The following is a 25,248-nucleotide window of genomic DNA, read 5'->3' as shown; positions in this document are numbered from 1 at the left end:
ATACCAAACATAATTTATACCTATTTTACGTTAGCCACTTATCGATTTATCATAATGTATATAAGATTGAAAGTGAGTGATAAACATGATTGGAATGCAATATAAGGTCATTCTTCCAAAGGATTATGACATGGAAATTATTAAGAAAAGGGTAAAGGATAATGGCTATAAAACTGATGGTTTCCAAGCACTAAATTTTAAAGCTTATTTAATTACGGAAACGGAGAAAGACGGGAATTTTTATAACTGCTATGCACCTTTATATATTTGGAATGGGCATGAAGGGATGAATAAATTTATCTTTGAAGGGTATTACGATAATATTTTACAATCGTTTGGTTGGCAACAAATACATATAGGTGTTCCATTAGTTGTTAATCTAAGTGATGGATTTAAGAAAAGTAGATATGTTGTTGAATATGCAGGAAGTATTTCGCAAAGTAAAACGCTGATTGGGACTCAATTAAACACGATGAATGAAAATGTACAAAACAATGAAAAGTGTTTAGGGAATATAATCGTTTATAATCCGGATAAATGGGGATATAGTAGGTTTGAGTTTTATGAAGAGAAGCCTGAAATTGTAGTGAATAAGGGTGTTACAGTATATGAGATTTTACACATTTCACGATGAAATTTTGTTGTATATTAAAAATAAGAAAAGGAATGAAAGTCTATGCCTTTTGTGAAGATTTATTATCCTGAAAACATATTAAATGAAGAAGAGTTGGAAAAAATGGGGGAATGTATCCATCTTTCATTAATTGAACATTTTAACATCCCTGAAAATGATTATTTTCAAATGTTCTTACCTTACCAACAAAACAAATTTTTATATAATCCATATTATTTGTTGGAAAGAGGAGAAAAGAGAACAGAGAATATGATTTATGTTTCTATTACATGTGGACCGGGAAGAACGGTGCAACAGAAAAAAGATTTGTATCAATCGGTATCCTTGAAGATTACGGAATATTCCGATGTTAAAACTTCGGATATTTTTATTACAATAAATGAGACAGCTGCTGAAAACTGGTCATTTGGTCAAGGAATAGCACAAATGGTGAAAATAAAGGGAGAAAAAATGAAAAATGAACTTATTGAAGTACATATTAAAAAGAAAATGAGAGAAATGGCACCTGCATTTGCTCATTATAGTGAAAAGATATTATTTGAGGAAGTGTGGCGGGATGCCACTTTAACATTAAGGGAAAGAAGTTTGTGTACTGTGTCAGCACTAATCAGTCTCGGTAATACAGAACAATTACCATTTCATCTGAAGCTAGCTAAACAAAATGGGATTAAGGAGAATGAATTGGTTGCATTAATAACACATATGGCTTTTTACGTTGGTTGGCCAAAAGCTATGTCAGCTTTAAATATAGTAATGAATGAAATGAAAAGCTAAGAATAATGAAAAGTAAGAATTCATGTTTATATGAATTCTTACTTTTCATTATTTATGCAATACTCTATCGCTATATTTATTACATTTTCTCTTGCTTTTTTATCACTTGCGTAGTAAAGTGATAGTAAGATTCACGATAGGAAGTGATCAAACATGCGTGATAATACGATAGGATCATTAATATGGTTACGTTTAATACGATTTACGAACCAAAGTAATCAAATGTCAAATGAGTTTTTAAAACGTTTTGATTTAACGACAGCTCAATTTGATGTGCTTTTGCAAATACGTACGTATCAACCACTAACACAAATGGAGTTAGCTGAAAAGGTAACTGTTACACAAGGTGGCATTTCTCGAATGTTAACTCGTCTTGAAAAGGAAGGGTATATTGTACGAAAACAAGATTGGAAAACGAAAACAATTAGTCTTACAGAGCAAGGAGAAGCAGCTTTAGAGAGAGCATTGCCAGAGCAACTTGCATTTCAATCATCGTTTTTTGATGATGTATTAAATGAAGAAGAGCAGAAAATATTATATGAGCTGATGACGAAAGTTCATAAGCATAGTGAAAAAAAAGAATTACCGCAAGAGTAATTTTTTTTACACTATCAATTGACTAATCAAGTGAAGTTATAGGCAATAGGAAAATACATTTGACTTACAAACGTTTTTAAAAGAGAAACTAATAACACTTCATTAAAGGAGAGAGTAATGATGGAAAAATACCGTATGGATACAAGTAAAGGGATGGAGTTTGGATTATATTCGATTGGGGATCATGTTTTAAATCCGCATAATGGAGAGAAAATTAGTACGGAACAAAGAATTCATGAATTAATTGAAACAGCTAAGTTAGCAGATGAGGCAGGGCTTGATGTGTTTGCTGTCGGTGAAAGTCATCAAACACATTTTACAACACAAGCTCATACAGTTATTTTAGGAGCTATTGCACAAGCTACGAAAAATATAAAAATTGCAAGTTCAGCAACGATAATAAGTACATCTGATCCGGTACGAGTATATGAGGATTTTGCTACAATTGACTTGATTTCTAATGGACGTGCAGAAATTGTGGCTGGTCGTGGATCTCGTATTGGAGGATATAGTTTACTTGGTTATGACGTGAATGATTATGAAGAATTATTCGAAGAGAAGATGGATCTTTTATTAAAAATTAATAACGAGGAACATGTAACATGGAATGGACAGTTTAGAGCACCGCTCGCACATGCATCGGTTATTCCAAGAGCGAAAAATAATAACTTACCAATTTGGCGTGCAGTTGGAGGTCCACCAGCTAGTGCAATTAAAGCAGGACGTGCAGGTGTGCCAATGATGATAACAACACTAGGTGGTCCAGCTATTAACTTTAAAGGATCAGTAGATGCTTATCGTGAGGCGGCTGCGCAAAGTGGATTCAATCCAACAAGTTTGCCAGTTGCAACAACGAGTTTATTTTATACGGCAAAAAATTCACAAGATGCACTTAGTGAATATTACCCTCACATTAATGCTGGTATGCTTACACTGCGCGGTGGTGGGTATCCGAAACAGCAATTTACAAATGCAATAGATTACCGTGATGCTTTAATGGTTGGTAGCCCACAACAAATCATTGAGAAAATGCTTTACCAATATGAATTGTTTGGCCAACAACGCTTTATGGCACAAATTGATTTTGGCGGTGTATCATTTGATAAAATTGAGAAAAATATTGAATTCATTGCTACTGAAATTTTACCAGCCGTTAGAAAACATACAGCAAAATAAATAAAAAAAACTGAGAGTTTAATCGACTCTCAGTTTTTTTATTTGTTCTGGAAACATGACAAAAAAATGAACTTTTAGTCGAGGAAGAGGGAAGTTATTTTCTATTTTTGAATAACATTATTTCGAGTTTGAATTTTGGAAATACATTTTTCTCTTGACAAAAAATAAGCATTTATCGAGGTTGCTTTTGAGGACATTTTTTCGGGTAAAAGTCAAGCGTATGAAGAAAAAACGATTGTTTTATAGATATAAAAGTAAGAAGTATATTGAAAAAACACATTTTGCTAATGAGAAAAATCTGCTTCAAAAAAATGACAAAAGACATATTTCAGACAAAATGATGTCAATAATACGTCAAAAATAACCTGAATTTACTATGCAGGTATATTATACAATTCGATTAACGAATAAAACACTACAGAAATAGTGAAAAGGTAAAAAATAGCATTACAATAGTTTGAAAAACTGAAACTTCATATTTTTCGACAATACATACAAAATGTTTTTGTCTTTTCGTATTTCTTAATAATTGAGTTTGATAAGATTGCTCAATTAACTTTTATTATAAAAACTATGAAGGAAGTGATTTTAGTATGGAAACGCTCGAATTGGCACGAATACAGTTCGCATCAACAACGATTTTCCATTACTTTTTTGTTCCGCTATCAATTGGTTTAGCTTTTATTATTGCGATCATGCAAACGTTGTATGTGGTAAAAGGGCAAGAAGTATATAAGAAGATGGCAAAGTTTTGGACGCAATTATTCCTTATTAACTTTGCAGTAGGTGTAGTAACAGGTATTTTACAAGAATTTCAGTTTGGTATGAACTGGTCAACGTATTCACGTTTTGTAGGTGATGTATTTGGTCCCTCGCTTGCAATTGAAGGATTACTGGCATTTTTCATTGAGTCTACATTCCTAGGTTTATGGGTATTCGGTGAGGACAAATTACCGAAGCGAATTCACTTAATGTGTATTTGGCTCCTTTCAATTGGAACGATGTTATCAGCATTCTGGATTTTAACTGCAAGTGCATTTATGCAGTCACCTGTCGGGTATGAAATGGCAGCTGATGGTCGTGCGCAAATGAATGATTTCTTAGCCATTATTCAAAACCCACAACTATGGGTACAATTCCCGCATACAATTACAGCGGCAATTGCAACAGGTGCATTCTTTATTGCTGGTGTAAGTGCATGGAAAATTACAAAAGGACAAGAAACTGTAGTATTTAAAAAATCTTTCCGCATTTCTATCATTGTTGGAACAATTACAACGGCGCTTGTATTATTCTTTGGTCATGCACAAGCGCAACAATTAATTAAGACACATCCAATGAAGATGGCGGCAGCTGAAGCGCTATGGAATACAAGTGAGGATCCAGCACCATTTACAGTATTTTCGAAAATTGATACAGAGAAGAAAGAAAATTCGTTTGAAATTCAAATCCCTTATATGCTAAGTCTATTATCGTATGATAAGTTTAGCGGTCAAGTTGAAGGGATGAATCAAATTCAAAAACAATATGAGGAAAAATATGGACCTGGAGATTATATTCCTCCAGTGCATACAATGTTTTGGAGTTTTAGAGCGATGGTAATGAGTGGAACATTCATGCTTCTTCTAGGAGCTTACGGATGGTTCTTATCAAGAAAAGATCGTTTAGCTGAAAAAACGTGGTATTTAAAATTAATGGTGTATGCAATTTCTCTTCCATTCATCGGTAATACAGTAGGGTGGATTATGACTGAAATGGGTCGTCAACCTTGGGTAGTATTTGGGGTAATGAAAACAGAAGATGCTGTATCACCAAATGTAACATTCGGTGAAGTATTATTCTCACTTATTTCATTCACATCAATGTATTTAATTATGGGTGGAATTTGTGTGTACTTATTTGTTCGTACCATTAAGGGCCACACGAATAAGAAAACGAAAAAGGATTATCAAAGCCATGATCCATTTGATAAGGAGGAAGAGTATGTTATTTCTTAATGAGTTGTGGTTTTTAGTTATTGCAATCTTGTTTGTTGGATTCTTCGTACTGGAAGGTTTCGATTTTGGTGTAGGAATGGTTTCGAGGTTTTTAGGAAAGAATGATTTTGAAAAACGAGTTTACTTAAATACAATAGGACCGTTCTGGCACGCGAATGAAGTATGGCTTGTTTGTGCTGGTGGAGCCATGTTCGCGGCATTTCCGCACTGGTATGCAACTTTATTTAGTGGTTTTTATATTCCATTTGTATTTATGCTTCTTGCTTTAATTTTAAGAGGTGTTTCCTTTAAATTTCGTGCGAAAATAGATAATCATAAATGGAAGAGTGCATGGGATTGGGGGATGTTTATTGGAAGTATGTTACCTCCTATCCTTTGGGGAGTTGCGATTGCAAACTTTATGGTAGGTGTACCTATTGATGAGAGTAAAAATGTTGTAGGTGGATTCTTGCAATTACTTCATCCATTTGCGTTACTTGGAGGAGTAATGTTTCTCCTACTATGTATTGTTCACGGATTACAATTTCTTACGATACGTACAACTGGTAAATTGAGAGAACGTGCACGAATTGCTGCAATAAAAATTGCACCATTTTCATTAATTACACTTCTTGTTTTTGCTGGTGTGGGGTTATGGAAAACCGACATTTTCACTGCTCATGGAACAGAATGGATTATGGTACCAATCGGAGCTTTTGTAGCACTATTAGTGTCCACTTTATTAAATAAAAGAAGAAGAGATGGTTGGGCTTTCTTTATGACGAGTTTAACAATCATTTTACTAAGTGCGAGTGTATTTATCGGTATGTTCCCACGTGTTATGATTAGCTCTTTAGGAGCAATGAATGATTTGACAATTTACAACGCAGCATCAGGAGCTTATGCATTAAAACTTATGACTTACTTTGCGATTGCTATTTTGCCTTTCGTTATCGGAAGTCAAATATGGAGTTATTATGTATTTAGACAACCTGTTAAGTCAGACAACGATTTGGAGTACTAATGAAAAGAAAAAGAGGACTTCCGTCTTATCCCGGTAGCCGTATTTTATATGTAGCGTTAACGATTATTAGTATTTTAGAAGCTTTTAGTATTATTGCGCAAACAATCTTTTTAGCACGAGCTATTACGTTTTTATTTCATGGAGAGACAGTACAAACAATATTAAGTGAAGTTGTTTATTTTGGTATCGCGTTTGCAGCGCGTAACATAGTAGTTCGAACATCACAAATATTAGTGGAACGTTTTGCTGAAAAAACAGGGTCGTTACTAAGAAAACAATTGATAGAGGCCTATTTCACATTAGGTCCAAGGTATGTTCAAACTGTTGGAACTGGTCATCTGGTTACCTTATCAATTGAGGGGATTGAGAAATTTAAAACATATATTGAATTAACGATTCCTAAAATGATTAGAAGTAGTATCGTTCCAGGTCTAATTGTACTATATGTTTTTACGCTAGATATTGAGTCTGGAATCATTTTAGTTGTAACGATTCCTATCGTGATCATATTTATGATTCTTCTCGGATTAGCAGCGCAAAAAATGGCAGATAGTCAGTATGAGATATATCGTGTACTTTCGAATCATTTTGTAGATACGTTAAAAGGTTTAGAAACATTAAAGTATTTAGGGAAAAGTGAACAGCACGAAGGAAAGATTGAAAAAGTAAGTAAAAGATATAGAAAAGCAACGATGCGTACTTTGCGAGTTGCTTTTCTTTCTTCTTTTGCATTAGATTTCTTTACGAGTTTATCAATTGCGTTTGTGGCGGTTGGATTAGGGATACGTTTAATAGATGGAACGATTATACTATTACCAGCCCTTACAATTTTGATTTTAGCTCCGGAATATTTTCTGCCGATTAAACAAGTGGGAGCAAATTATCATGCGACATTAGATGGACAAATTGCGATGGAGCAAATAGAAGAGATTTTGCAACAACAAAAAGGAATACAAAAGAAAGATTTAAATGAAGATATAGTATGGAATGCCTCTAGTAGCTTGAAATTACAAGATATCAAAGTTAATAATACTGAATCTGAAAAGGCTATATTAGAAGGAATTAATTTTACTTGGGAAGGTAACGGTGCTATTGGTGTTATTGGTGAAAGTGGTGCAGGGAAATCGACGTTAATCGACGTATTAGCAGGTTTTTTATCTCCTTCGAGTGGAAAGATGTTAGTAAATGGTCTAGAAGTTGATGGATCTACTCGTGAAGATTGGCAAAAAAATATTGCTTATATTCCGCAGCAACCTTATATTTTTCCGCTTTCATTAAAGGATAACATTCGTTTTTATGAAACAAATGCAACAGATGAAGAAGTTGAAAGAGTTATTAATGAAGTCGGCCTTCGTTCACTCGTTACATCACTTCCAAATGGGATGCACGAAAGAATTGGAGAAGGTGGACGTATGCTAAGTGGCGGACAAGAACAGCGTGTTGCTATGGCGCGTGCGCTTTTAAGTAAAAAACCAATCATTTTATTAGATGAGCCTACGGCACATCTTGATATTGAAACCGAATTTGAAATAAAGCAAGCGATGTTACGTTTATTTAATGGAAAGTTAGTATTTTTAGCAACTCACCGTCTACATTGGATGAAACAAATGGACCATATCCTTATTTTAAATAAAGGGGAAATGAAAGAAAGTGGGACGTATGAAGAACTTTTAGAGAATGAGACATTACATTTTCATAGGGAAGAGAGGGGAGAGAAATGAGTAACTGGGTTAAACCTTATATAAAACAAAATAAAGGTAGAATGACTTTAACTATTTTCCTTGGTCTTCTTGGAGTTAGTTCAGGAGCGATGTTACTTTTTATTTCAGGTTATTTAATCTCAAAATCTGCCCTTAGACCAGAAAATGTAATGGCTGTATATGTTCCTATTGTTGCAACAAGAGCGTTTAGTATAGGGCAAGCTGTGTTTCATTATATAGAGCGCCTAGTCGGGCATGATGTCGTACTACGTATATTAGAAAAAATGAGAACGAGGCTATATAGAATAGTAGAACCACAGGCGTTATTTTTCCGTTCTCGATTTCAAACGGGTGATATGTTAGGAGTGTTATCCGAAGATATAGAGCATTTGCAAAACCTATATTTACGTACAATATTTCCTAGCATATTAGCGTTAGTTGTTTATAGTATCTTCGTACTTGTTATCGGTGCATTTGATTTTGTTTTTGCACTTATTGTAGGTTGTATGTTAGCTATTATCGTTTTTCTTCTTCCGTTTGTATCATTACTTTTGATGAAGAAACATCATGTTACTTTAAAGCAAGGAAGAAACCGTTTGTATCAACAACTGACAGATGCTGTTTTTGGATTATCTGATTGGCAAGCAAGTGGTCGTAAAGATGAATTTATTAATGAGTATGTAAAACAAAATGATCAGTTGTTAAAAATCGAAAAGAGAGTGAAACGCTGGTATCATATTCGGGACAGTATCATTCAATTAGTAGTAGGTATTGTAGTTATTTCGATGATCATATGGACTGGGAATGAAGCGGCAAGTGAACAAATTGCTCCTACAGTTATCGCAGCTTTCGTATTAATGACTTTATCTGTAACAAACGCGCTTATTCCTATTGCAGATGCCATCGATCGAATACCGTCGTACGTAGAATCTACCCATCGTCTTAATGGCGTAGAAAGTGATAGTGTTTTACATGATGAAACGGATTTGCATGGAGAGAAAGATTATATTGAACCAAAACATGTAGATATTGAACTGAATCACGTATCGTATAGTTATCCAGATAGTAATGAGATTGTATTAAAAGATGTATCATTACAAATAAAAGCAGGGAAGAAAATTGCTATTTTAGGGAGAAGTGGGACAGGGAAATCTACTTTACTAAAATTGTTAACAGGGGCGTTAAGCCCAGTAAATGGCCAAGTTGTATTGAATGGTGAACGAGCTCATACGAATCTTTTATCTAAATATATTTCTGTATTAAATCAAAAGCCGCATTTGTTTGATACAACAATTGGAAATAATGTACGAATTGGCAAACCGGAGGCGACGGATGAAGAGATATGGAAAGCTTTAGAGAAAGCACAATTAGCTGCACATGTTACTTCTCTTCCAGACGGATTACAAACAAAAATGCATGAAATGGGAAAGCGGTTTTCTGGTGGGGAAAGACAAAGGGTTGCTTTTGCTAGAACTCTTATGCAAGAAACACCAATTATTGTACTTGATGAACCGACTATCGGTTTAGATCCAAAAACAGAATTGTCTTTAATCGAAACAATGTTTTCTGCAACGGAAGAAAAGACGGTTATTTGGATTACGCACCATCTTGTAGGGATAGAACATGTAGACGAAGTTATATTCCTTGATCGTGGCCAAATTGTCATGCAAGGTAGTCATAAACAACTTCTGAAAGAAAATGAAAAGTATCGTAAACTTTATGAGTTAGATAAAGGAATATAATTTGAATAAGCAATAATTGTAAAAATAGCTACGCCTAATGGTGGAGCTATTTTTTTTGTTAGATTGCAGGTGTATATGATTGTTACGAATTAAAAATGAATTTCATATTATACATATAATGGAGGGGATGTACATGAAGGAGCAATATAAAATCATTGTTTTAAGTGATGAGTTATCAGGGGAGAGGATTCGAAATACGTTAGACAAAAATAAATGTAAAACAATAGTTCATGTTGTAGACGTTTCAGATGTTGTTCGTATAGAAAGTTCTTTTCAATATATAGTCATTTGGAGAGGGGACGCAGAAAAACTTACAAATGACTTGATAAATAGGGGCGTGCAAAGTTCAAAAATTATTAATTTAACAAAATACATGTATGAATGGAAGGATAAATTAATTTCTATCTATCAAATAAATCCGGATCTTATGTCTTTATACATTTCTATGAAAACAGCAAAGAGTGATCCGACGTATGAATTGTTTGCTACCGGTTTGTCTTATCCACATTGTGGCATAAATACGGAGCTTCTCTCAAAAAAGTCAATAAAATTAACACTTCCATCGCAAGATCTATACTATGATTATTTAATAGCGTCACAACTTTTATCAAACAATCATTCATTTCAATATTGTTTAATAGGAATAGCCTATTTCTCGTTTTACTTTGATATGTCGTTATCATCTGAATCATATAGAATTCACAAAGTATATTATCCATTGTTTCAAGATGGTCATCATACTGTAGTTCACTCTCCTCTACCCACTGATGGATTCTCACATCTAAATACTCCGAAACCACTTCTTTCTATTTTTAATTTGCATTTTGAATATATTTTATTAGACGAACTAAAAGATGAATCATTGATACTGCCTTGGATAAATGCTGAATGGAATACTACTTCTCTTCATATTCCTTTTGAAGAACACGGGAAAATAAGAGCAGCTTCACATGCTAAATTGGCGTATCCTCATACTTTAGTTGAAAATAAAATGATTTTTAAGAAATATTTAGAATTACTGTTGAAAAATGATATAAAGCCATTAATTGTTGTGTTCCCTGTTACTTCACATTATTTCAATTGTAGTAGTAAGAAATTAAAAGAAGATTTTTATAAAGTTATAAATGATTTTCAAACTCAATATTCTTTTCAAATTATAGATCTATTTGATTCACCATTATTTTGTGATGATGATTTTTATGATAGTGATCATATGAATAAAAAAGGTGCAAATAAAATGTCCGCGTTATTAAATATGTTTATTTAGGAACGAAAAGTATGATATTTTGTTTCATGTTTGCATAAAAGTATATAGGCTCCATACAGTTAAAGTAATGTGATTTTTGTGTCGCGTATATAAATAATATGCGAAGAGGTGAGAGAGTTAAAATGAGAACTCGTATTGAAAGAAATGAAGAGGTGGTAGAGCAACTTCCGTTGGTAAGTGTATTAATTCCTACGTACAATCGTCCTCGTTACTTTGAAAAGGCGTTATGTAGTGTGTTAGAACAAACGTACCCTAATATAGAAATTATAGTTGGAGATGACAGCACGAATGATGAAACAGAAAAATTGTTACAAAAATACTTATGTGATCATTCAAATATTATTTATATAAAAAATAGATCAACTCTCGGACAATTTGAAAATGCATTAATGTTATTTAATGAAGCGAACGGTGAGTATATAAATTTTTTAATGGATGATGATGTATTTCATGTGAATAAAATTGAAAAAATGATGAAGTATTTTTTCAATGATTTAGATAATGAAATTAAGCTTGTAACATCTCATCGTCAAGTAATTGATGATAAAGGGAAAGAACTGCGACATATTTATTCGACTGTCCGTTTATTTGAAGAGGATACCATTATAGAGGGAACAGAATTAGGAAATAAGGTAATTGTGGATCAAAAAAATTACATTGGAGAACCGACAACAGTTTTATTTCGTAAAAATGATTTACAAGAACCATATGGAATTTTTGATAAGAGGCGGTATTTATGTAACGTAGATATAGCTTCATGGTTATCTTTATTAAGTAAAGGAAAAGCAGTATATATAGCAGAGACACTTAGTTACTTTCGATTACATCCAGATCAACAGTTAAATGAATCTAATAAAATGATGGATGGGTTAGAAGATTTTTCACACAGTATTATAGCAGGAGAACAATATGGTTTCTTATCCACCGAAAAAGAGTTAGACAAAGCGATAACTAATTTTCTAGATTATGCAAGAAGGATAGTTCCATCATCAATATTATATACATTAGACTATTACCAAAAAATTAGAGCGAAGAAAATAAACATAGAAAAGAAAAAACAACATATAAATAATAATTCTTCATTACCGAAAGTAAGTATACTTATTCCTGCATACAATAGACCTTATTACTTGGAATTAGCACTCAACAGCGCTTTGAATCAAACATATGAAAATATTGAAATTATTATTTCTGACGATAGCACAAATAATGAAGTCAATGCTATGATTCAACCGTACTTACGTGAATATGAGTGTATTACATATGTTAAAAATGAAACACCGTTAGTTGCCGAAAACTTTAATAAGTGTGTAGAACTTGCGAATGGGGACTATATAAACTTTTTATTAGATGATGATTTATTTCATCATGAAAAGATCGAGAGAATGATGAAATACTTTTTGACGTTAGAAAATATTTCATTTGTGACGTCATATCGTGAACTGATTGATGAGAATGGAGAGATATTACCACCTTCAACATTAAATATGAAAATCGCGAAAGAAACTACACTTTTTGAAGGAAAAGAATTAGGAAATTATATGTTAAAAAACTTGAAAAATGTAGTTGGTGAGCCGACAACTGTTTTGTTTAATCGGGATTTGTTTGACGGGAAGTTTGGATATTTTAAAGGAAAGGCTTATTCTGCTATTAATGACATTGCAACTTGGCTAGATATGATGAGGAAAGGAAAAGTAGTTTATATACATGAACCTCTTAGTTATTTTAGACAACATAGTGGACAAAATCAAAAACAAATGCATTTTATTTTAATGACGATTGAAGAGTGGATTGAATTAATTATAGATGCATATAATAGTGGGTTTTTAAGCTCCGAAAGTGAGTATAAAGAGAGTTTATCTTATTGTTTAGAAAATGCGGGATTTATAGTTAAGGATGCAGTAAGAAATGGCGAACTAGATCAAATTTATAATGAAAAGATAAAAAAAGGCTTAAATAAGTTAGTTGCTCATATGTTCGAGAAAGAATCTTGTTATTGTCAATATTGTAATCAACAATTTGAAAAATTTTCACCTTGGCCAGCACATTATGATTTTCCGAAATATAAATTTGAAATGTGGAATAAAGATACAGGGATATGTCCAGTTTGTAATTCGATGGATCGTGAAAGATTGTACCGTGCGTACATTGAAACGGAAACGGACTTGTTAAATAGAAACTATACAATGCTTCATATTGCACCTGAAGCGAAGTTAAGAGATTGGTTTAACGAGTATAAAAATATTACGTATGTATGTGGTGACTTAGAACCAAAGGATCCATTAATGAAGGAAATTGATGTTACAAGGATTACATATGATAGTAATACTTTTGATGTAATAGTATGTAGCCATGTGTTAGAACACGTTCCTGATGATGACAAAGCAATGCGAGAGTTATATAGAGTGTTAAAGCCAAATGGATGGGGAATTATTCAAGTACCAATCGTAATGAATGTAGATTTTATTGTAGAGAATGAATTAATTGTAACACCACAATTGAGGAAATTAGCTTTTGGGCAAGAAGATCATGTGAGAATTTATAATCAATCGGGATTTATTCAACGATTAATGAATGCAGGATTTAAGGTAGAATTATATAACATAGCGGAAAAACAAGGAATGAAAAGTGCTAGGAAATTTGGATTATCTGAAACAGATATGCTCTATATTGTCCGAAAATGATAGGAAGGAATAGATAGATATGGAGAATATTCCTTTTTTACGTGCTTCAACTGTACCTGTAAGTGAGTATTTGGACGAATTGAAGGAAATTGATACATCTCACATATATACGAATTATGGACCTATAAATCAACGTTTTGAGGAAACAATTATGTCGTCATTTTTTCAAAACAGGGGAGCTGTTACAACAGTAGCAAACGCAACGTTAGGGTTAATGGCGGCTATTCAACTAAAGAAAAGAAGAAAGGGAAAGTATGCTCTCATGCCTAGTTTTACATTCCCTGCGACTGCCTTAGCCGCTATTTGGTGTGGACTGGAACCTTACTTTATTGATATTTCAATAGATGATTGGTATATGGATAAAACCGTACTTTTGGATAAGATAGAAGAATTAAAAGAAGAGGTTGCGATTGTTATCCCGTACGCCACTTTTGGATCATGGATGAACTTAGAAAAATATGAAGAATTAGAGAAGAAGGGGATTCCGGTTGTCGTAGATGCGGCGCCGGGATTTGGTTTAATGAATGGAGGGATGCATTACGGTCAAGATTTTAGTGGAATGATCGTATATAGCTTTCATGCAACAAAGCCGTTCGGAATTGGTGAAGGAGGGCTCATATATAGTAAAAACGAAGAAGATATACAACATATTAAAAGAATGGGGAATTTCGGATTTGATAAAAATCGTGAATGCACGATGATGGGGTTTAATTGTAAAATGTCTGAATACGCAGCCGCTATTGGGATTGCGACTATAAAAAAGTGGGATCAAAAATTAAAAGAACGCAGCCGTATTTCTGAATGGTATAAACAGTTGTTACAAAATACTGGGTTAATGAAAAAAGGGTGGAAAGTCCAAAAGACAGAAGCGGTTATTCACCAATTTATGCCTATCATTTGTCCAGAAGAAGTTCGCAACATACAAGTAATAGAAGAACTGAAAAAACAGAAAATAGAAGCTAGATTATACTTTTCACCATCTTGCCACCAACAAGTTCTTTTTAAAAACTATAAGTCTACAGATTTAACAAAGACGAATAAAATAGCAAAACGAATCGTAAGTTTACCTTTATGGGAAGGAATGACGAAAGAACTAGTAGAGCAAATTGTAATTTGTTTAGAGCAGAAGGTGGTGTCGGTAGATGAATAGTTTTTATAGTCAAGAAGAACTAAAGAAAGTTGGATTTTTATCTGTTGGGAAAAATGTATTGGTTAGTAAAAAAGCAAGTATATATAATCCGAGTGCTATATCAGTTGGCAATCATGTAAGAATTGATGATTTTTGCATTTTAAGTGGTAAAATCACAATTGGAAGTTATTCGCACATATCAGCGTATACAGCGTTATATGGAGGGGAAGTTGGGATTGAAATGCATGATTTTGCAAACATCTCAGCTAAAACAATCATATATGCAGTACTTGATGATTTCAGTGGAAATACATTAATGGGTCCAACCGTCCCGAATCAATATAGGAATGTGAAAGCAGAAAAAGTTATTTTAAAAAAACATGTGATTATTGGTGCTAATTCTATTATTTTTCCAAATGTAACGGTAGGAGAAGGTACGGCAGTCGGTGCGATGAGTATGGTAAAAGAGAGTTTAGATGATTGGTATATTTACGCTGGAGTTCCCGTAAGAAAAGTAAAACCTCGTCAAAAAAAGATGCTAGAGTTAGAAATTGATTTTTTAAAAAGCATTCATTCTTAACAAAAAAGAATGAATGTTTTTTATTTTTATCTCGCTATTTGCCGATAAAGATTCCACTGGTGAGGGCTAATTAAAGTTTCACTTTATGATAGAGCAGAGTGTATCTTAACTTATTATGTTTTAAATTTTGCTGACCAAGGCAATACTGAGCCATAGTGAATGTAAAGTTGGAGGGCGAGCGTATATGTTTGATGAGGATGGGATTGTTTTAATTATGGAACCAGCTGATGAAAGAAACTTGAGGAGATTTATTTTTTCAGTGCCAAAGTCAGTGTATGAAAAGAAGGGGCTTACATTACACTATGGAACAGCTATAGGACAAGGGTATATGGATATAATTGAAGATATTATAAGCGTACATATAGAAATAGATGTTGTAACGATAATAGGGCATGTAAGAGGGTAAATAGCTATTTGAAAAAGGTTATAAACAATTTAGCTAGAAGTTATGTATAGAGAAAATTACAGACAATTATAAGGACGAAGGGGGTCTAAAATGAAAATAAAATCAATTTTATTAGTATTTATAGTTTCAATTGGTTTAATGGGATGTTCAATAGTGGAGGAAGGAAAGAACTCCATAGATTATGCTCAAAAGGCGACAGATTATGTAAATGAAATAAGTGCATTTGCAAATGATGCGCCAGCATTAGCAGAAAAGGCCATTAATGATAGCGAGGCTCGAAAAGAATTAGAAACGAAGCTTAGTGAAATTAAACAAGATATACCCGCATTCAATGAATTAACGCCACCTGATGTAGCAAAGGATCTTCATCAACAAATCGTCGGATATAACGAAAAATTAAATACGTTAATTGATACGGCGATGACAAAGATAGAAGAAGGGAAAGTGGATGTAGAGCAATTTAAAAACTCTGAGCTTATGCAGACGGTAGATCAAGTTCGAGATTTGAAAGATAAAGTGCAAAATTTAGGTCAATAGTAAAAAGCTCCGTTTGTGATAAACGGAGCTTTTTACTATTGGATACAATAAACGATTACACCAACGATAATAATCATGTTGCCGATGAGTTTACGTTTCGTTATTTTTTCTCCTAGGAAATACCAACCGAAAATTAATATGATGATATAACTTAAGGATTCTAATGCTGATGCTTGTTTTAATGCCATACCCTTCATGGCGATAACATTTAATCCGGCGTTAATTACAAATAAAGAGTAGCCGATAATAACATAAGGATTCACATATTCTTTTATTCTAGAATCGTATTGTTGCAAAGTAGCTTTTTTTAATAATATTTGTGAGTAATTAGCTAAAATTATCCCGAAAATAAATAATAACATATAACTATTCATCTTTTGTCACCACCACAATTCCGACAATAATAATAGCTGCACCAAGTAAATGATTCCACTGAATCGTATCTCCAAATAGAAATACTGACCAAAGCATTGACCACAGTATAATAATTCCGCGATGTGAATATGCTTTTGAAATTTCGAAATGTTTAATTACTTGTTGCCATAAAATTGCATATCCGAATAAAAGTATAACTAGTCCGAAATAAGCAACAAAAAATGAGATGGAAGCAATGGGGAATTTAGCTGCCCATTTCATGTAAACCATAATGATAGAATATATCAAAAAAGCTACATGTAAAAATACGTAATTTTTAATAGTTGGTTTCATTTATTCACTCTCTTTTGCATATAAATATATATTTATACCTAATTTTTCTAATGATAGATATTGGAACGTATTTTGTTTAATCTTTCACATTCCAAATTATATAGTATCATGGCTTTTATTGTAAAACAATAGAAGCTATGCATTCATTTTTTCCAAGGTTCTACAATATGTATCGTTTTATTTGTTGCATCCAACTCTACTTGAACACCGATAGGCATGGTAATCATGGGATGTGTATGACAACAATCGAAGTCAGCTAGAAAAGGAATTCTTTGATTTTGAAGTACTTCTAATAGTATTTCAAAAGGTTTTCGATTTGTACCACAATCATCAAATTGCTCATGTTTTCCAAGAATGATAACTGAAATTTTATCGAATACACCGTTAATTTTAAGTAATGAAAAGCTTCTTTCAATAGTAGCTGCATCTTTTGAACTATCCTCAATGAAGAGAATGTCGCCTTCTTGAATATGTGGCATATAGGGGCTACCCCAAATTCCTTGTATCGTGTTTAAATTCCCGCCAATAATACGCCCAGTAGCTTTTCCATCAATTACTGAAATCCAATCGTTTGGTCGAAGTTCTTTCTCCTTCGTCTTTTCTTCCCAATTAATAAATTCATCTGACCAAAATAATGGTTGTTTTATATGATAAGGAAGAGAATGATCATGTAGTAAAGTTTCAGCAAAATATTTGTATGTGCAATCAACAAAAGGTTCAAATTCGCCAAAGGAAGGGACGAGAGCTGGTCCATAAAATGTAGGGATTCCTGTTTTGGCGTAAATTGCTAGTAATAAAGCAGTTGCATCTGAATACCCAATCATTATTTTAGGGTTCTTTAGAAAAGCATCATAATCAATATAAGGTAATATTGAATTTGAATTCATCCCACCAATTGTTGACATAATACAAGAAATATTAGGATTTCTTATTAAGACATTTAGCTCCTCAGCACGCTCTTGTATACTACCAGAACGATAAAAATCATATCGACCTGTTAATGAACCTTCTAATATATGAAACCCTTTCTGTTGTAAGTAAGATTTTGCTCGTTCAAATCTTTTTGGAGAAGTGTAGGTTACTGGTGAAGAAGGGGAGTAGATCCCAATTGTGTCTCCGTATTTTAATGATTTTGGAAGTAGCATTTGTATGAATCCCTTCTATTAAATAGTTTATCTCGCTATTTGACGGGTAGCCCGATTGGGGGGCTGATTAAAGTTTCGCTTTATTTACGAGATTTTATTATTGAATATTCTTACGTTTCAACATTGTAAGTTTAACATAAATAAATTAAAATAATCATTGCTGTATATGAATAAATATACCTTTTACCTTGACTGTATAATGGAATTGTTGATAAGGTTAAATGTGAGTGTATAAAAGGTTTGCTAAAGGAGTTTTGAAATGAATCGGTTAAAATGGGGAAGGATGACAGTCCTATTAGTCATTATTTTAGGGATATGTTGGTTCTTATTCCAAGGAAATCAAAAGAGCGTAGCGAATGTAGAGGGACAACCTTTGCAAGTGGCAGAACTACCTAAAGCAGGATTTACTGAAAAAGTAGTCCCGCCAAAGTACATCCCACCAGAAATTAACGCAAAAGCAGCTATGATTATCGATGCGAGTGATGGAGATATTATTTATCAATATAATGAAAATGAAGCTTTTGCACCAGCTAGTATGTCTAAGATGATGACAGCGTATCTCCTACTAGAGAGTATACATAACGGGAAAGTTCGCTGGGAAGATCCAGTGAAAATGAGTGCGAAGGCGGCACAAACAGAGGGAGCGAGAATCCCAGTACAAGTTAATGACACATTAACTGTTAAAGATTTATATCATGCATTAATGATTGAGTCAGCTAATAATTCAGCTGTGGCTTTAGCAGAATATATGGCAAAATCGGAGAAAGATTTCGTTCAGCTTATGGATGCAAAAGCGAAACAGTTAAAAATGTCGGAACATGCTAAATTTGCAAATGCTTCTGGATTACAAGAGCCAGATGGAAGTGAAACAAAAATGACGGCTGGTGATGTAGCACAATTGGCGTATCATCTTATAAAAGATTATCCGGAAATATTAGAAGTGACTCACTTACGTCAAAGTCAGCTAGCATTTAATAATATTAATGTTATAAGCACAAACGACATGTTAAATAAAAATAATAAAAGTTTATATATAGAAGGAATAGACGGACTAAAGACTGGATTTACAGATAGTGCAGGATACTGTTTTACTGGGACTGCAAAGCAAGGTGATAATCGAATTATTACAGTGGTCATGGGGACATCAAGTAAAACAAAACGTTTTACAGAGACAAATAAGTTAATGTCGTATGCATTTGGATTAGTTAATTAAGTAAGTAAAATACGAATCTAGATCGCTACATAAGTAAGACTGTTTGTTGTTACTAATTTTAGATAACAACAAACAGTCTTTTTATTTTCATTTTAAAAAGGAAAAAGAGTCTAAATACAAGTGTTAACATTTGAGTTTATTTGTTGCTGTGATATTATAAAGTTATAAGCTTATTAATAATAAGTTTGAGGGGCGTAATATGATATATACATATGAAATAGCCTCAATTGAAAATTGGAGGGAATTATGATGGCAAAAGATTTTTACTCAGCAATTGAAGACAGAAGATCTATTTATGCGATTAGTAAAGAGCAAGTAGTTTCTGATGAGAAAATTCAAGAAGTGATTTATCATGCTGTAAAACATACACCTTCAGCTTTTAATTCTCAAAGTGCTCGTGTTGTTGTTTTATTAGGAGAACAACATGATAAATTATGGGATATTACGAAAGAAACGTTACGAAAAATTGTACCTGAAAATAACTTTGTACCTACTGAAGAAAAAATGAATGCATTTAAAAGTGGTTATGGAACGGTTTTATATTTTGAAGACAGTGAAGTAGTGGAAGGCCTTCAAGCAAACTTTGCATTATATAAAGATAATTTCCCAACTTGGTCTCAGCAATCATCAGGAATGTTACAATTTGCAATTTGGACAGCTTTAGAAATTGAAGGGTTTGGTGCTACATTACAGCATTACAATCCACTAATTGATGAAGAAGTGAGAAAAGAGTGGGGTGTTCCAGAAAATTGGAAACTCACTGCGCAAATGCCATTTGGTAAACCGGTAGTACAGGCTGGTGAAAAAGAATTCCAACCGTTAGAAAACCGTGTGAAAATTTATAAATAAAATAATTTGATAAAAGGTGAACAGGAATATAACCTGTTCACCTTTTTTTATACATAATAAGGGTTTTTTTGTCCGGCATTTTTCATCTGATTTTTTAATTCATTTTTACGTGTTTCAATAGCGGATACTTTTTGTAATGTTATCATTGAAACGAATTGAATAAAAGCATAGTATAGCTCTATATTTTTTTGTATTGGATCATCTATTATATTTCTCACAAATATGCCTCCTCTTTTTATTCCAATAAAAATCCGTATTAACGGGCAGCCCGAGTGGTGAGGGTTAAAAATTAGCGGAGGATGTATAAAACCCTTACTGATTAAAGTTTCATTTTATAAAATGAAACTTTAATCAGTTCGCTAAAATTCTTTTTTATTAAGATATGTATATAATACTATAAACATCCTATAAATTCCATTATCGGAAAAAGAGAACAGTTGGTATAGTGTGTGTTTTCTTTAAAGGAGAAATGGCTTTTGTGAAATAAATCTTACAATTCGTCAAATTATTTCAAAATTGTAGATAGTATAGAAATTTAGTTTTCTAAAAATATTATACTATTGATAAATAGAGTGATTTTTGTCATGATGAAAGTATACTTTATGTAAGGAGCTTTATAAGGAAATACATACTTGAGTTTGTATTAGGTTAATAGAATTTTTTATAATAGATAGAAAAGGGATATTTTATATTAAAATATTAAATGGAATGTCGAATTTTCATGCGATATATAAGAAATTTGAAAAAACCATTGCAAAAACACTGTGTTTAATGATAAAGTTCACATGAAGTTCACACGGATTTCACTTTGTTCATTTAAAATGAACTCTGTGTGAAAAATAAAACTCTTGCTAAAAAATGGAACTGGATGAATATTTTACTTTGATAATATTGTAAAGTATTAAAGTTTTAGTTTTTTTTAAGAGGATAGTAGGGAAAGGAAGTAAAGACAACTTATGAAAAAAGTAATTGCAGGTTTAGCAGCAGCTTCTGTAGCTGGCGTTGCAGTTCCAGGAATGGATTCTGCTCATGCACAAGTTTCAAATGAAGCGCTAAAAGAAATTAATGGACAAACTCAAACTCAAACTCAAACGACTGTAACTGAAACAAAAACTGTAGAAACAACTTCTGAATTAAAATACACAGTAACTGCTGATGTATTAAATGTTCGTTCAGGTGCTGGTACAGGACATAACGTTATTTCTAAAGTAAAATCAGGCCAAGTGCTACAAGTAGTTGGACAAGAAAATGGTTGGTTCAAAGTAAACGTAAATGGTCAAACAGGTTATGTAAGTGGTGACTTCGTAACGACTGGTGGCAAAACAGGAACGACTGTTCAACAAGGAACAGGTACTTACACAGTAAACGTTTCTTCACTTAACGTACGTACAGGCCCAAGTACATCTCATACAGTATTAGGTTCTGTAAACAAAGGTAAAACAGTACAAGTTGTAGGTGAAGTACAAGATTGGTTTAAAATCAACTTCAATGGTGGAACTGGATACGTAAGCAAAGACTTCGTAACAAAAGGTGGTTCTGCTGTATCTAACGAAACACAACAACCAACTACAAACAACAATACTACAACAGTTCAAACTGGTGGTTCTTATGTTGTTAACACTGGTGCTTTAAAAGTACGTACAGGCCCAGCTACATACAACGCTGTAATCGGTGGAGTAACAAATGGTAAAGTATTAAACGTTACTGGCGCTGAAAATGGTTGGTACAAAATTAACCATAACGGCCGCACAGGTTACGTAAGTGCAGACTTCGTTAAGTTTGTAAAAGGCGGAGTAAACAACGTTACAAATAACGTTCAACAACCAACAACAGGTGGAGATACATCTTCAATCGCTGGATTCGCTAGATCTTTAGATGGTTCGAAATATGTATTCGGTGGTGAAACTCCTAAAGGAGGTTTCGATTGCAGTGGATTCATTTACTACGTTTTAAATCAAACTGGTCATAAAGGTAGCCGTTTAGATGTTGCTGGATACTGGAGTTCGAAAACAAAAACAAGCAATCCACAACCAGGTGATTTAGTATACTTCTCTAATACTTATAAAAAAGGTCTTTCTCACATGGGTATTTATTTAGGAAATGGTAAGTTCATTAGTGCGGAGAATGAAACAGTTGGTGTAAGAATTAGTTCAATTAATAACTCTTACTGGGCTAAACATCTAACTGGTTACACAAAAGCATACTAAGAAAGTAGTTTTATATACTTTTCGTATAGAGAAAAGGCTTTCCAAGGAAACTTGGGAAGCCTTTTTATAGTTGAATAAATTGGAAGTTTAATAGTTTTTATTTTAACTTTCCATTTAAAAATCGATCATATAAGTCATGGAAATAGTTAGGACGAAATAAGTTCGCTGCATGTCCTGCTAAAGGTATTTCCCTATATAGAACGTTAGGCAAAATAGATTTCAAATCAAATAGACAAGATTTATAGAGATGATCATGCTCTCCCATTACCCATAGTATAGGGTGAGGAAGTGATTTTAATTTAGATTTTAAATCGAATTCTAACCGATGTCGTAATGACTGGGCAATTATGGATGAATGTAATTGTAATCCGAAACGGTAGTAAATATTTCTTGAAATGACTGCGAACGGATTTGCTTTTAGTATACCACTTGGAAAAATAGTATTTGCGTATTGAGAGAGCCATTTAGAGTATTCATCTCCTCGCTTCTCCCAAAAATTTTGAAATACATTATATAAACGAGAAGGGTTATTGTAATGTCCTCCAATATGACAAATACTTAATACTTTTTCTGGATGCATTTGTGCAAAAATTGTAGAGATGTAACAGCCGTAACTTAGCGCACAAATATGTGCTTTTTTAATACCTTCTTGCTCATATAAGTTTAATAATTGATCTACGAGGCGCTGTAATGAAAAGTCGATTGCTTCTCCTTTATCATCACCGTGACCTAATAAGTCATAAGTTATAATGTTGTAGGAGGAAGAAAAACGTTTTTGCTCCTTTTTGAAGGCGCGACGATTGCCAACTAATCCATGAATAAAAATAATTGTTTCCTTTTTAGAATGTATATTTGTTTGCAAAAAGGATACTCCTTTCACTAACTGGAGATTTATATCGTGTTGTAAATTATTTATCTATAATTTACATAGAATAATATTAAGTACCAGGTAATAATATCAGATGTTTATATCTGTTGTAAAGATGAGTTTTTATGTATATTTTGTAAAAATAGAAAAAGTGTGTTTACATTCAGTTTACATTTGTATCGTATTCTAATTTTAGAAAGAACAGTTTTGTTTAACACGAGGAGATGAACAGGAATGGAAGTTAGAAATGAAATGAAGAAAAAAGGGAGTTGGAGGCAGTTTTTACGCCTTATTCAAGATACAAATCCTCCGAAAGGAATTTTAGTTTTTGCGTTATTAATGAGTTTGCTTTCTACGGGAGCGAGTTTATTTATTCCTATGCTTACAAAAGGATTAGTAGATAATTTTTCGCTTTCTTCAATTAGTGCAGGACAAATTGTTGGATTAGTTGCTTTCTTTGTAATGCAAACTATTGCGGCAGGGTTGTCTATATATTTACTAAATTATATTGGGCAGAAGATTGTAGCGGGACTAAGAGAACGTTTGTGGAAAAAGGTACTTATCTTGCCGGTATCTTATTACGATCAAAATAGAACAGGTGATACAATTAGCCGTATGACGAATGATACAGGTGTAGTGAAAACGTTAATTTCTGAGCATTTGTCAAACTTATTAACAGGCGGTATTTCAATTGTTGGATCGTTAATTGTATTATTTGTTTTAGATTGGAAAATGACTGCGTTACTTTTAACGGTTATTCCGTTGTCTGTATTAATTTTAGTTCCACTTGGACGAAAAATGTATAAGATTTCAAAAGCGCTTCAAGATGAAACGGCATCTTTTACAAGTGTGTTAACGCAAGTGTTATCAGAAATTCGTTTAGTGAAATCTTCAAATACAGAAAAAAGAGAATATGAAACGGGCAATACAGGTATACAAAAGTTATTACAATTTGGTTTGAAAGAAGGGAAAGTGCAAGCATTAATTTCGCCAGTTATGTCGTTTGTTTTAATGGCACTACTTGTTATTATCGTAGGGTATGGCGGGATGCGAGTTTCTAGCGGTGCATTAACAACCGGTGAACTTGTAGCGTTTATTTTGTATTTAGTTCAAATTGTAATGCCGATGAGTCAATTATCTATGTTCTTTACACAATTCCAAAAGGCAATTGGTGCAACGGAAAGAATTAGTACGATTTTAGAATATGAAGTAGAAGATCATGAAACTGGTGTGAAAGTGACAAATGCTAAGCAACCGATTGTTCTTGAAAATGTACATTTTGAGTATAACGAAGAAGAGCAAGTTTTGAAAAATATTGATTTCACAATTGAATCTGGAAAAGTGACAGCGATTGTAGGACCAAGTGGTAGTGGGAAAACAACGTTATTCTCATTACTGGAACGTTTTTATGAGCCAACTAGTGGCGCCATTAAATTAGGGGAAGAATCAATTACGAGTTATTCATTAGAGTCATGGCGACGTCAAATCGGTTACGTATCACAAGATAGTCCGTTAATTGATGGAACAATTCGTGATAATATTTGTTACGGTGTTGAGGGCGAAGTAACGGATGAAGAAATTGAAAAAGTAGCAGCAATGGCATATGTTGATGCATTTATTCATGACTTACCAAACGGTTATGCAACAGAAGTTGGAGAACGCGGTGTGAAACTTTCTGGGGGACAAAGACAGCGAATTGCCATTGCCCGAGCGTTACTTCGAAATCCGCAAATTCTTATGCTCGATGAGGCGACTTCAAGCTTAGATAGTAAATCTGAGTCTGTCGTTCAAAAAGCGTTAAATAACTTAATGAAAGGCAGAACAACATTAGTGATTGCGCATAGACTTTCTACTGTTGTAGATGCAGATAAAATTGTCTTTATTGAAAAAGGGAATCTTACAGGTAGTGGTACGCATGATGAATTATTACAGACGCATGATATGTATCGTGAGTTTGCAACGCAGCAATTGAAAATTAAAGAGGGTGCATTATAAAATGAATCATCAGTGGGATTTTACTCCACTGATGATT

General features: G+C 33.3%; 23 protein-coding genes and 1 pseudogene. 19 read left to right on the top strand and 5 right to left on the bottom strand.

Annotation, left to right across the window (positions count from 1 at the left end):
* Positions 1 to 85 precede the first annotated feature (85 nt).
* The 15 genes and pseudogenes from M1D66_RS17555 (at position 86) to M1D66_RS17485 (ending at position 16,226) form a co-directional block, all read left to right on the top strand.
* The gene (locus M1D66_RS17555; RefSeq protein WP_076876582.1) at positions 86 to 634 is read left to right on the top strand and encodes a DUF4865 family protein; all 549 of its coding nucleotides are present in this window, start codon (positions 86 to 88) and stop codon (positions 632 to 634) included.
* Between the two features lie 42 nt (positions 635 to 676).
* Positions 677 to 1,081: pseudogene (locus M1D66_RS17550) on the top strand (tautomerase family protein); the annotation flags it as partial.
* Between the two features lie 3 nt (positions 1,082 to 1,084).
* Positions 1,085 to 1,408 carry a carboxymuconolactone decarboxylase family protein gene (locus M1D66_RS17545; RefSeq protein WP_033687717.1) on the top strand — a complete coding sequence of 108 codons (324 nt, stop codon included), beginning with the start codon at positions 1,085 to 1,087 and terminating at the stop codon, positions 1,406 to 1,408.
* A gap of 153 nt (positions 1,409 to 1,561) precedes the next feature.
* Positions 1,562 to 2,005, top strand: coding sequence for a MarR family winged helix-turn-helix transcriptional regulator (locus M1D66_RS17540; protein ID WP_001205523.1), 444 nt, complete (start codon positions 1,562 to 1,564; stop codon positions 2,003 to 2,005).
* Positions 2,006 to 2,125: 120 nt separating this feature from the next.
* Positions 2,126 to 3,181: an LLM class flavin-dependent oxidoreductase gene (locus M1D66_RS17535; RefSeq protein WP_000417583.1), complete on the top strand. Its 1,056-nt coding sequence runs from the start codon at positions 2,126 to 2,128 to the stop codon at positions 3,179 to 3,181.
* A gap of 593 nt (positions 3,182 to 3,774) precedes the next feature.
* The gene (gene cydA / locus M1D66_RS17530; RefSeq protein WP_000448870.1) at positions 3,775 to 5,178 is read left to right on the top strand and encodes a cytochrome ubiquinol oxidase subunit I; all 1,404 of its coding nucleotides are present in this window, start codon (positions 3,775 to 3,777) and stop codon (positions 5,176 to 5,178) included.
* A complete protein-coding gene (cydB, locus tag M1D66_RS17525; RefSeq protein ID WP_242554660.1) occupies positions 5,165 to 6,181 on the top strand; it encodes a cytochrome d ubiquinol oxidase subunit II in 1,017 nt (338 codons plus the stop codon). Before cydA ends, cydB begins: the two co-directional genes overlap by 14 nt.
* Positions 6,181 to 7,902: a thiol reductant ABC exporter subunit CydD gene (gene cydD / locus M1D66_RS17520; protein WP_144596466.1), complete on the top strand. Its 1,722-nt coding sequence runs from the start codon at positions 6,181 to 6,183 to the stop codon at positions 7,900 to 7,902. Before cydB ends, cydD begins: the two co-directional genes overlap by 1 nt.
* Positions 7,899 to 9,623: a thiol reductant ABC exporter subunit CydC gene (gene cydC / locus M1D66_RS17515; RefSeq protein ID WP_242283690.1), complete on the top strand. Its 1,725-nt coding sequence runs from the start codon at positions 7,899 to 7,901 to the stop codon at positions 9,621 to 9,623. Before cydD ends, cydC begins: the two co-directional genes overlap by 4 nt.
* Positions 9,624 to 9,756: 133 nt before the next feature.
* The gene (locus M1D66_RS17510) at positions 9,757 to 10,890 is read left to right on the top strand and encodes a hypothetical protein (RefSeq protein ID WP_242554659.1); all 1,134 of its coding nucleotides are present in this window, start codon (positions 9,757 to 9,759) and stop codon (positions 10,888 to 10,890) included.
* A gap of 122 nt (positions 10,891 to 11,012) precedes the next feature.
* Positions 11,013 to 13,574, top strand: coding sequence for a glycosyltransferase (locus M1D66_RS17505; RefSeq protein WP_242554658.1), 2,562 nt, complete (start codon positions 11,013 to 11,015; stop codon positions 13,572 to 13,574).
* A gap of 19 nt (positions 13,575 to 13,593) precedes the next feature.
* On the top strand, positions 13,594 to 14,724 hold the full coding sequence (locus M1D66_RS17500; RefSeq protein ID WP_000427966.1) for a DegT/DnrJ/EryC1/StrS aminotransferase family protein: 1,131 nt from the start codon (positions 13,594 to 13,596) through the stop codon (positions 14,722 to 14,724).
* Positions 14,717 to 15,283 (top strand): acyltransferase, encoded by a 567-nt coding sequence (locus M1D66_RS17495; RefSeq protein ID WP_001084190.1) that lies wholly within the window; start codon positions 14,717 to 14,719, stop codon positions 15,281 to 15,283. Before M1D66_RS17500 ends, M1D66_RS17495 begins: the two co-directional genes overlap by 8 nt.
* 184 nt (positions 15,284 to 15,467) lie before the next feature.
* Entirely contained in the window at positions 15,468 to 15,689 is a 222-nt protein-coding gene (locus tag M1D66_RS17490; RefSeq protein WP_000459099.1) for a hypothetical protein, read from the top strand.
* Between the two features lie 90 nt (positions 15,690 to 15,779).
* Positions 15,780 to 16,226, top strand: a complete 447-nt coding sequence (locus tag M1D66_RS17485; RefSeq protein ID WP_000695198.1) for a DUF6376 family protein — start codon at positions 15,780 to 15,782, stop codon at positions 16,224 to 16,226.
* A gap of 35 nt (positions 16,227 to 16,261) precedes the next feature.
* Here M1D66_RS17485 and M1D66_RS17480 read toward each other — a convergent pair whose 3' ends face one another.
* The 3 genes from M1D66_RS17480 to M1D66_RS17470 form a co-directional block, all read right to left on the bottom strand.
* Complete coding sequence (locus tag M1D66_RS17480; RefSeq protein ID WP_001089868.1) at positions 16,262 to 16,600, bottom strand: EamA family transporter; 339 nt, start codon at positions 16,598 to 16,600, stop codon at positions 16,262 to 16,264.
* Positions 16,593 to 16,934 carry an EamA family transporter gene (locus M1D66_RS17475; RefSeq protein WP_000805125.1) on the bottom strand — a complete coding sequence of 114 codons (342 nt, stop codon included), beginning with the start codon at positions 16,932 to 16,934 and terminating at the stop codon, positions 16,593 to 16,595. The genes M1D66_RS17480 and M1D66_RS17475 overlap by 8 nt, the downstream gene beginning before the upstream one ends.
* A 143-nt stretch (positions 16,935 to 17,077) precedes the next feature.
* On the bottom strand, positions 17,078 to 18,079 hold the full coding sequence (locus M1D66_RS17470; RefSeq protein ID WP_242554657.1) for a S66 family peptidase: 1,002 nt from the start codon (positions 18,077 to 18,079) through the stop codon (positions 17,078 to 17,080).
* Positions 18,080 to 18,338: 259 nt separating this feature from the next.
* Here M1D66_RS17470 and M1D66_RS17465 point away from each other — a divergent pair, with 259 nt between their 5' ends.
* Positions 18,339 to 19,292 carry a D-alanyl-D-alanine carboxypeptidase family protein gene (locus tag M1D66_RS17465; protein WP_097862606.1) on the top strand — a complete coding sequence of 318 codons (954 nt, stop codon included), beginning with the start codon at positions 18,339 to 18,341 and terminating at the stop codon, positions 19,290 to 19,292.
* A 246-nt stretch (positions 19,293 to 19,538) separates the two neighbouring features.
* Entirely contained in the window at positions 19,539 to 20,141 is a 603-nt protein-coding gene (locus M1D66_RS17460; RefSeq protein ID WP_175879510.1) for a nitroreductase family protein, read from the top strand.
* Between the two features lie 47 nt (positions 20,142 to 20,188).
* Here the strand turns inward: M1D66_RS17460 and M1D66_RS17455 are convergent, their stop codons facing one another.
* Positions 20,189 to 20,359 carry a hypothetical protein gene (locus tag M1D66_RS17455; protein WP_001244279.1) on the bottom strand — a complete coding sequence of 57 codons (171 nt, stop codon included), beginning with the start codon at positions 20,357 to 20,359 and terminating at the stop codon, positions 20,189 to 20,191.
* A gap of 738 nt (positions 20,360 to 21,097) precedes the next feature.
* Here M1D66_RS17455 and entFM point away from each other — a divergent pair.
* Positions 21,098 to 22,348 (top strand): enterotoxin EntFM, encoded by a 1,251-nt coding sequence (gene entFM, locus M1D66_RS17450; protein ID WP_242554656.1) that lies wholly within the window; start codon positions 21,098 to 21,100, stop codon positions 22,346 to 22,348.
* A gap of 97 nt (positions 22,349 to 22,445) precedes the next feature.
* On the opposite strand, the gene M1D66_RS17445 is transcribed toward entFM, so the two are convergent.
* Positions 22,446 to 23,210: an alpha/beta fold hydrolase gene (locus M1D66_RS17445; RefSeq protein WP_001194315.1), complete on the bottom strand. Its 765-nt coding sequence runs from the start codon at positions 23,208 to 23,210 to the stop codon at positions 22,446 to 22,448.
* Positions 23,211 to 23,450: 240 nt separating this feature from the next.
* On the opposite strand from M1D66_RS17445, the gene M1D66_RS17440 reads away from it, so the two are divergent.
* The gene (locus M1D66_RS17440) at positions 23,451 to 25,211 is read left to right on the top strand and encodes an ABC transporter ATP-binding protein (protein ID WP_000453883.1); all 1,761 of its coding nucleotides are present in this window, start codon (positions 23,451 to 23,453) and stop codon (positions 25,209 to 25,211) included.
* Positions 25,212 to 25,248 lie beyond the last annotated feature (37 nt).

This window comes from Bacillus sp. PK6-16, from assembly GCF_056530295.1.
This window is presented reverse-complemented; position numbering and strand designations above follow the sequence as displayed.

Coding starts and splice junctions, on each gene's coding strand:
- M1D66_RS17555 (WP_076876582.1), top strand. CDS start 86: ATGATTGGAATGCAATATAAGGTCATTCTTCCAAAGGATTATGACATG.
- M1D66_RS17545 (WP_033687717.1), top strand. CDS start 1,085: ATGAAAAATGAACTTATTGAAGTACATATTAAAAAGAAAATGAGAGAA.
- M1D66_RS17540 (WP_001205523.1), top strand. CDS start 1,562: ATGCGTGATAATACGATAGGATCATTAATATGGTTACGTTTAATACGA.
- M1D66_RS17535 (WP_000417583.1), top strand. CDS start 2,126: ATGGAAAAATACCGTATGGATACAAGTAAAGGGATGGAGTTTGGATTA.
- cydA (WP_000448870.1), top strand. CDS start 3,775: ATGGAAACGCTCGAATTGGCACGAATACAGTTCGCATCAACAACGATT.
- cydB (WP_242554660.1), top strand. CDS start 5,165: ATGTTATTTCTTAATGAGTTGTGGTTTTTAGTTATTGCAATCTTGTTT.
- cydD (WP_144596466.1), top strand. CDS start 6,181: ATGAAAAGAAAAAGAGGACTTCCGTCTTATCCCGGTAGCCGTATTTTA.
- cydC (WP_242283690.1), top strand. CDS start 7,899: ATGAGTAACTGGGTTAAACCTTATATAAAACAAAATAAAGGTAGAATG.
- M1D66_RS17510 (WP_242554659.1), top strand. CDS start 9,757: ATGAAGGAGCAATATAAAATCATTGTTTTAAGTGATGAGTTATCAGGG.
- M1D66_RS17505 (WP_242554658.1), top strand. CDS start 11,013: ATGAGAACTCGTATTGAAAGAAATGAAGAGGTGGTAGAGCAACTTCCG.
- M1D66_RS17500 (WP_000427966.1), top strand. CDS start 13,594: ATGGAGAATATTCCTTTTTTACGTGCTTCAACTGTACCTGTAAGTGAG.
- M1D66_RS17495 (WP_001084190.1), top strand. CDS start 14,717: ATGAATAGTTTTTATAGTCAAGAAGAACTAAAGAAAGTTGGATTTTTA.
- M1D66_RS17490 (WP_000459099.1), top strand. CDS start 15,468: ATGTTTGATGAGGATGGGATTGTTTTAATTATGGAACCAGCTGATGAA.
- M1D66_RS17485 (WP_000695198.1), top strand. CDS start 15,780: ATGAAAATAAAATCAATTTTATTAGTATTTATAGTTTCAATTGGTTTA.
- M1D66_RS17480 (WP_001089868.1), bottom strand. CDS start 16,600: ATGAATAGTTATATGTTATTATTTATTTTCGGGATAATTTTAGCTAAT.
- M1D66_RS17475 (WP_000805125.1), bottom strand. CDS start 16,934: ATGAAACCAACTATTAAAAATTACGTATTTTTACATGTAGCTTTTTTG.
- M1D66_RS17470 (WP_242554657.1), bottom strand. CDS start 18,079: ATGCTACTTCCAAAATCATTAAAATACGGAGACACAATTGGGATCTAC.
- M1D66_RS17465 (WP_097862606.1), top strand. CDS start 18,339: ATGAATCGGTTAAAATGGGGAAGGATGACAGTCCTATTAGTCATTATT.
- M1D66_RS17460 (WP_175879510.1), top strand. CDS start 19,539: ATGATGGCAAAAGATTTTTACTCAGCAATTGAAGACAGAAGATCTATT.
- entFM (WP_242554656.1), top strand. CDS start 21,098: ATGAAAAAAGTAATTGCAGGTTTAGCAGCAGCTTCTGTAGCTGGCGTT.
- M1D66_RS17440 (WP_000453883.1), top strand. CDS start 23,451: ATGGAAGTTAGAAATGAAATGAAGAAAAAAGGGAGTTGGAGGCAGTTT.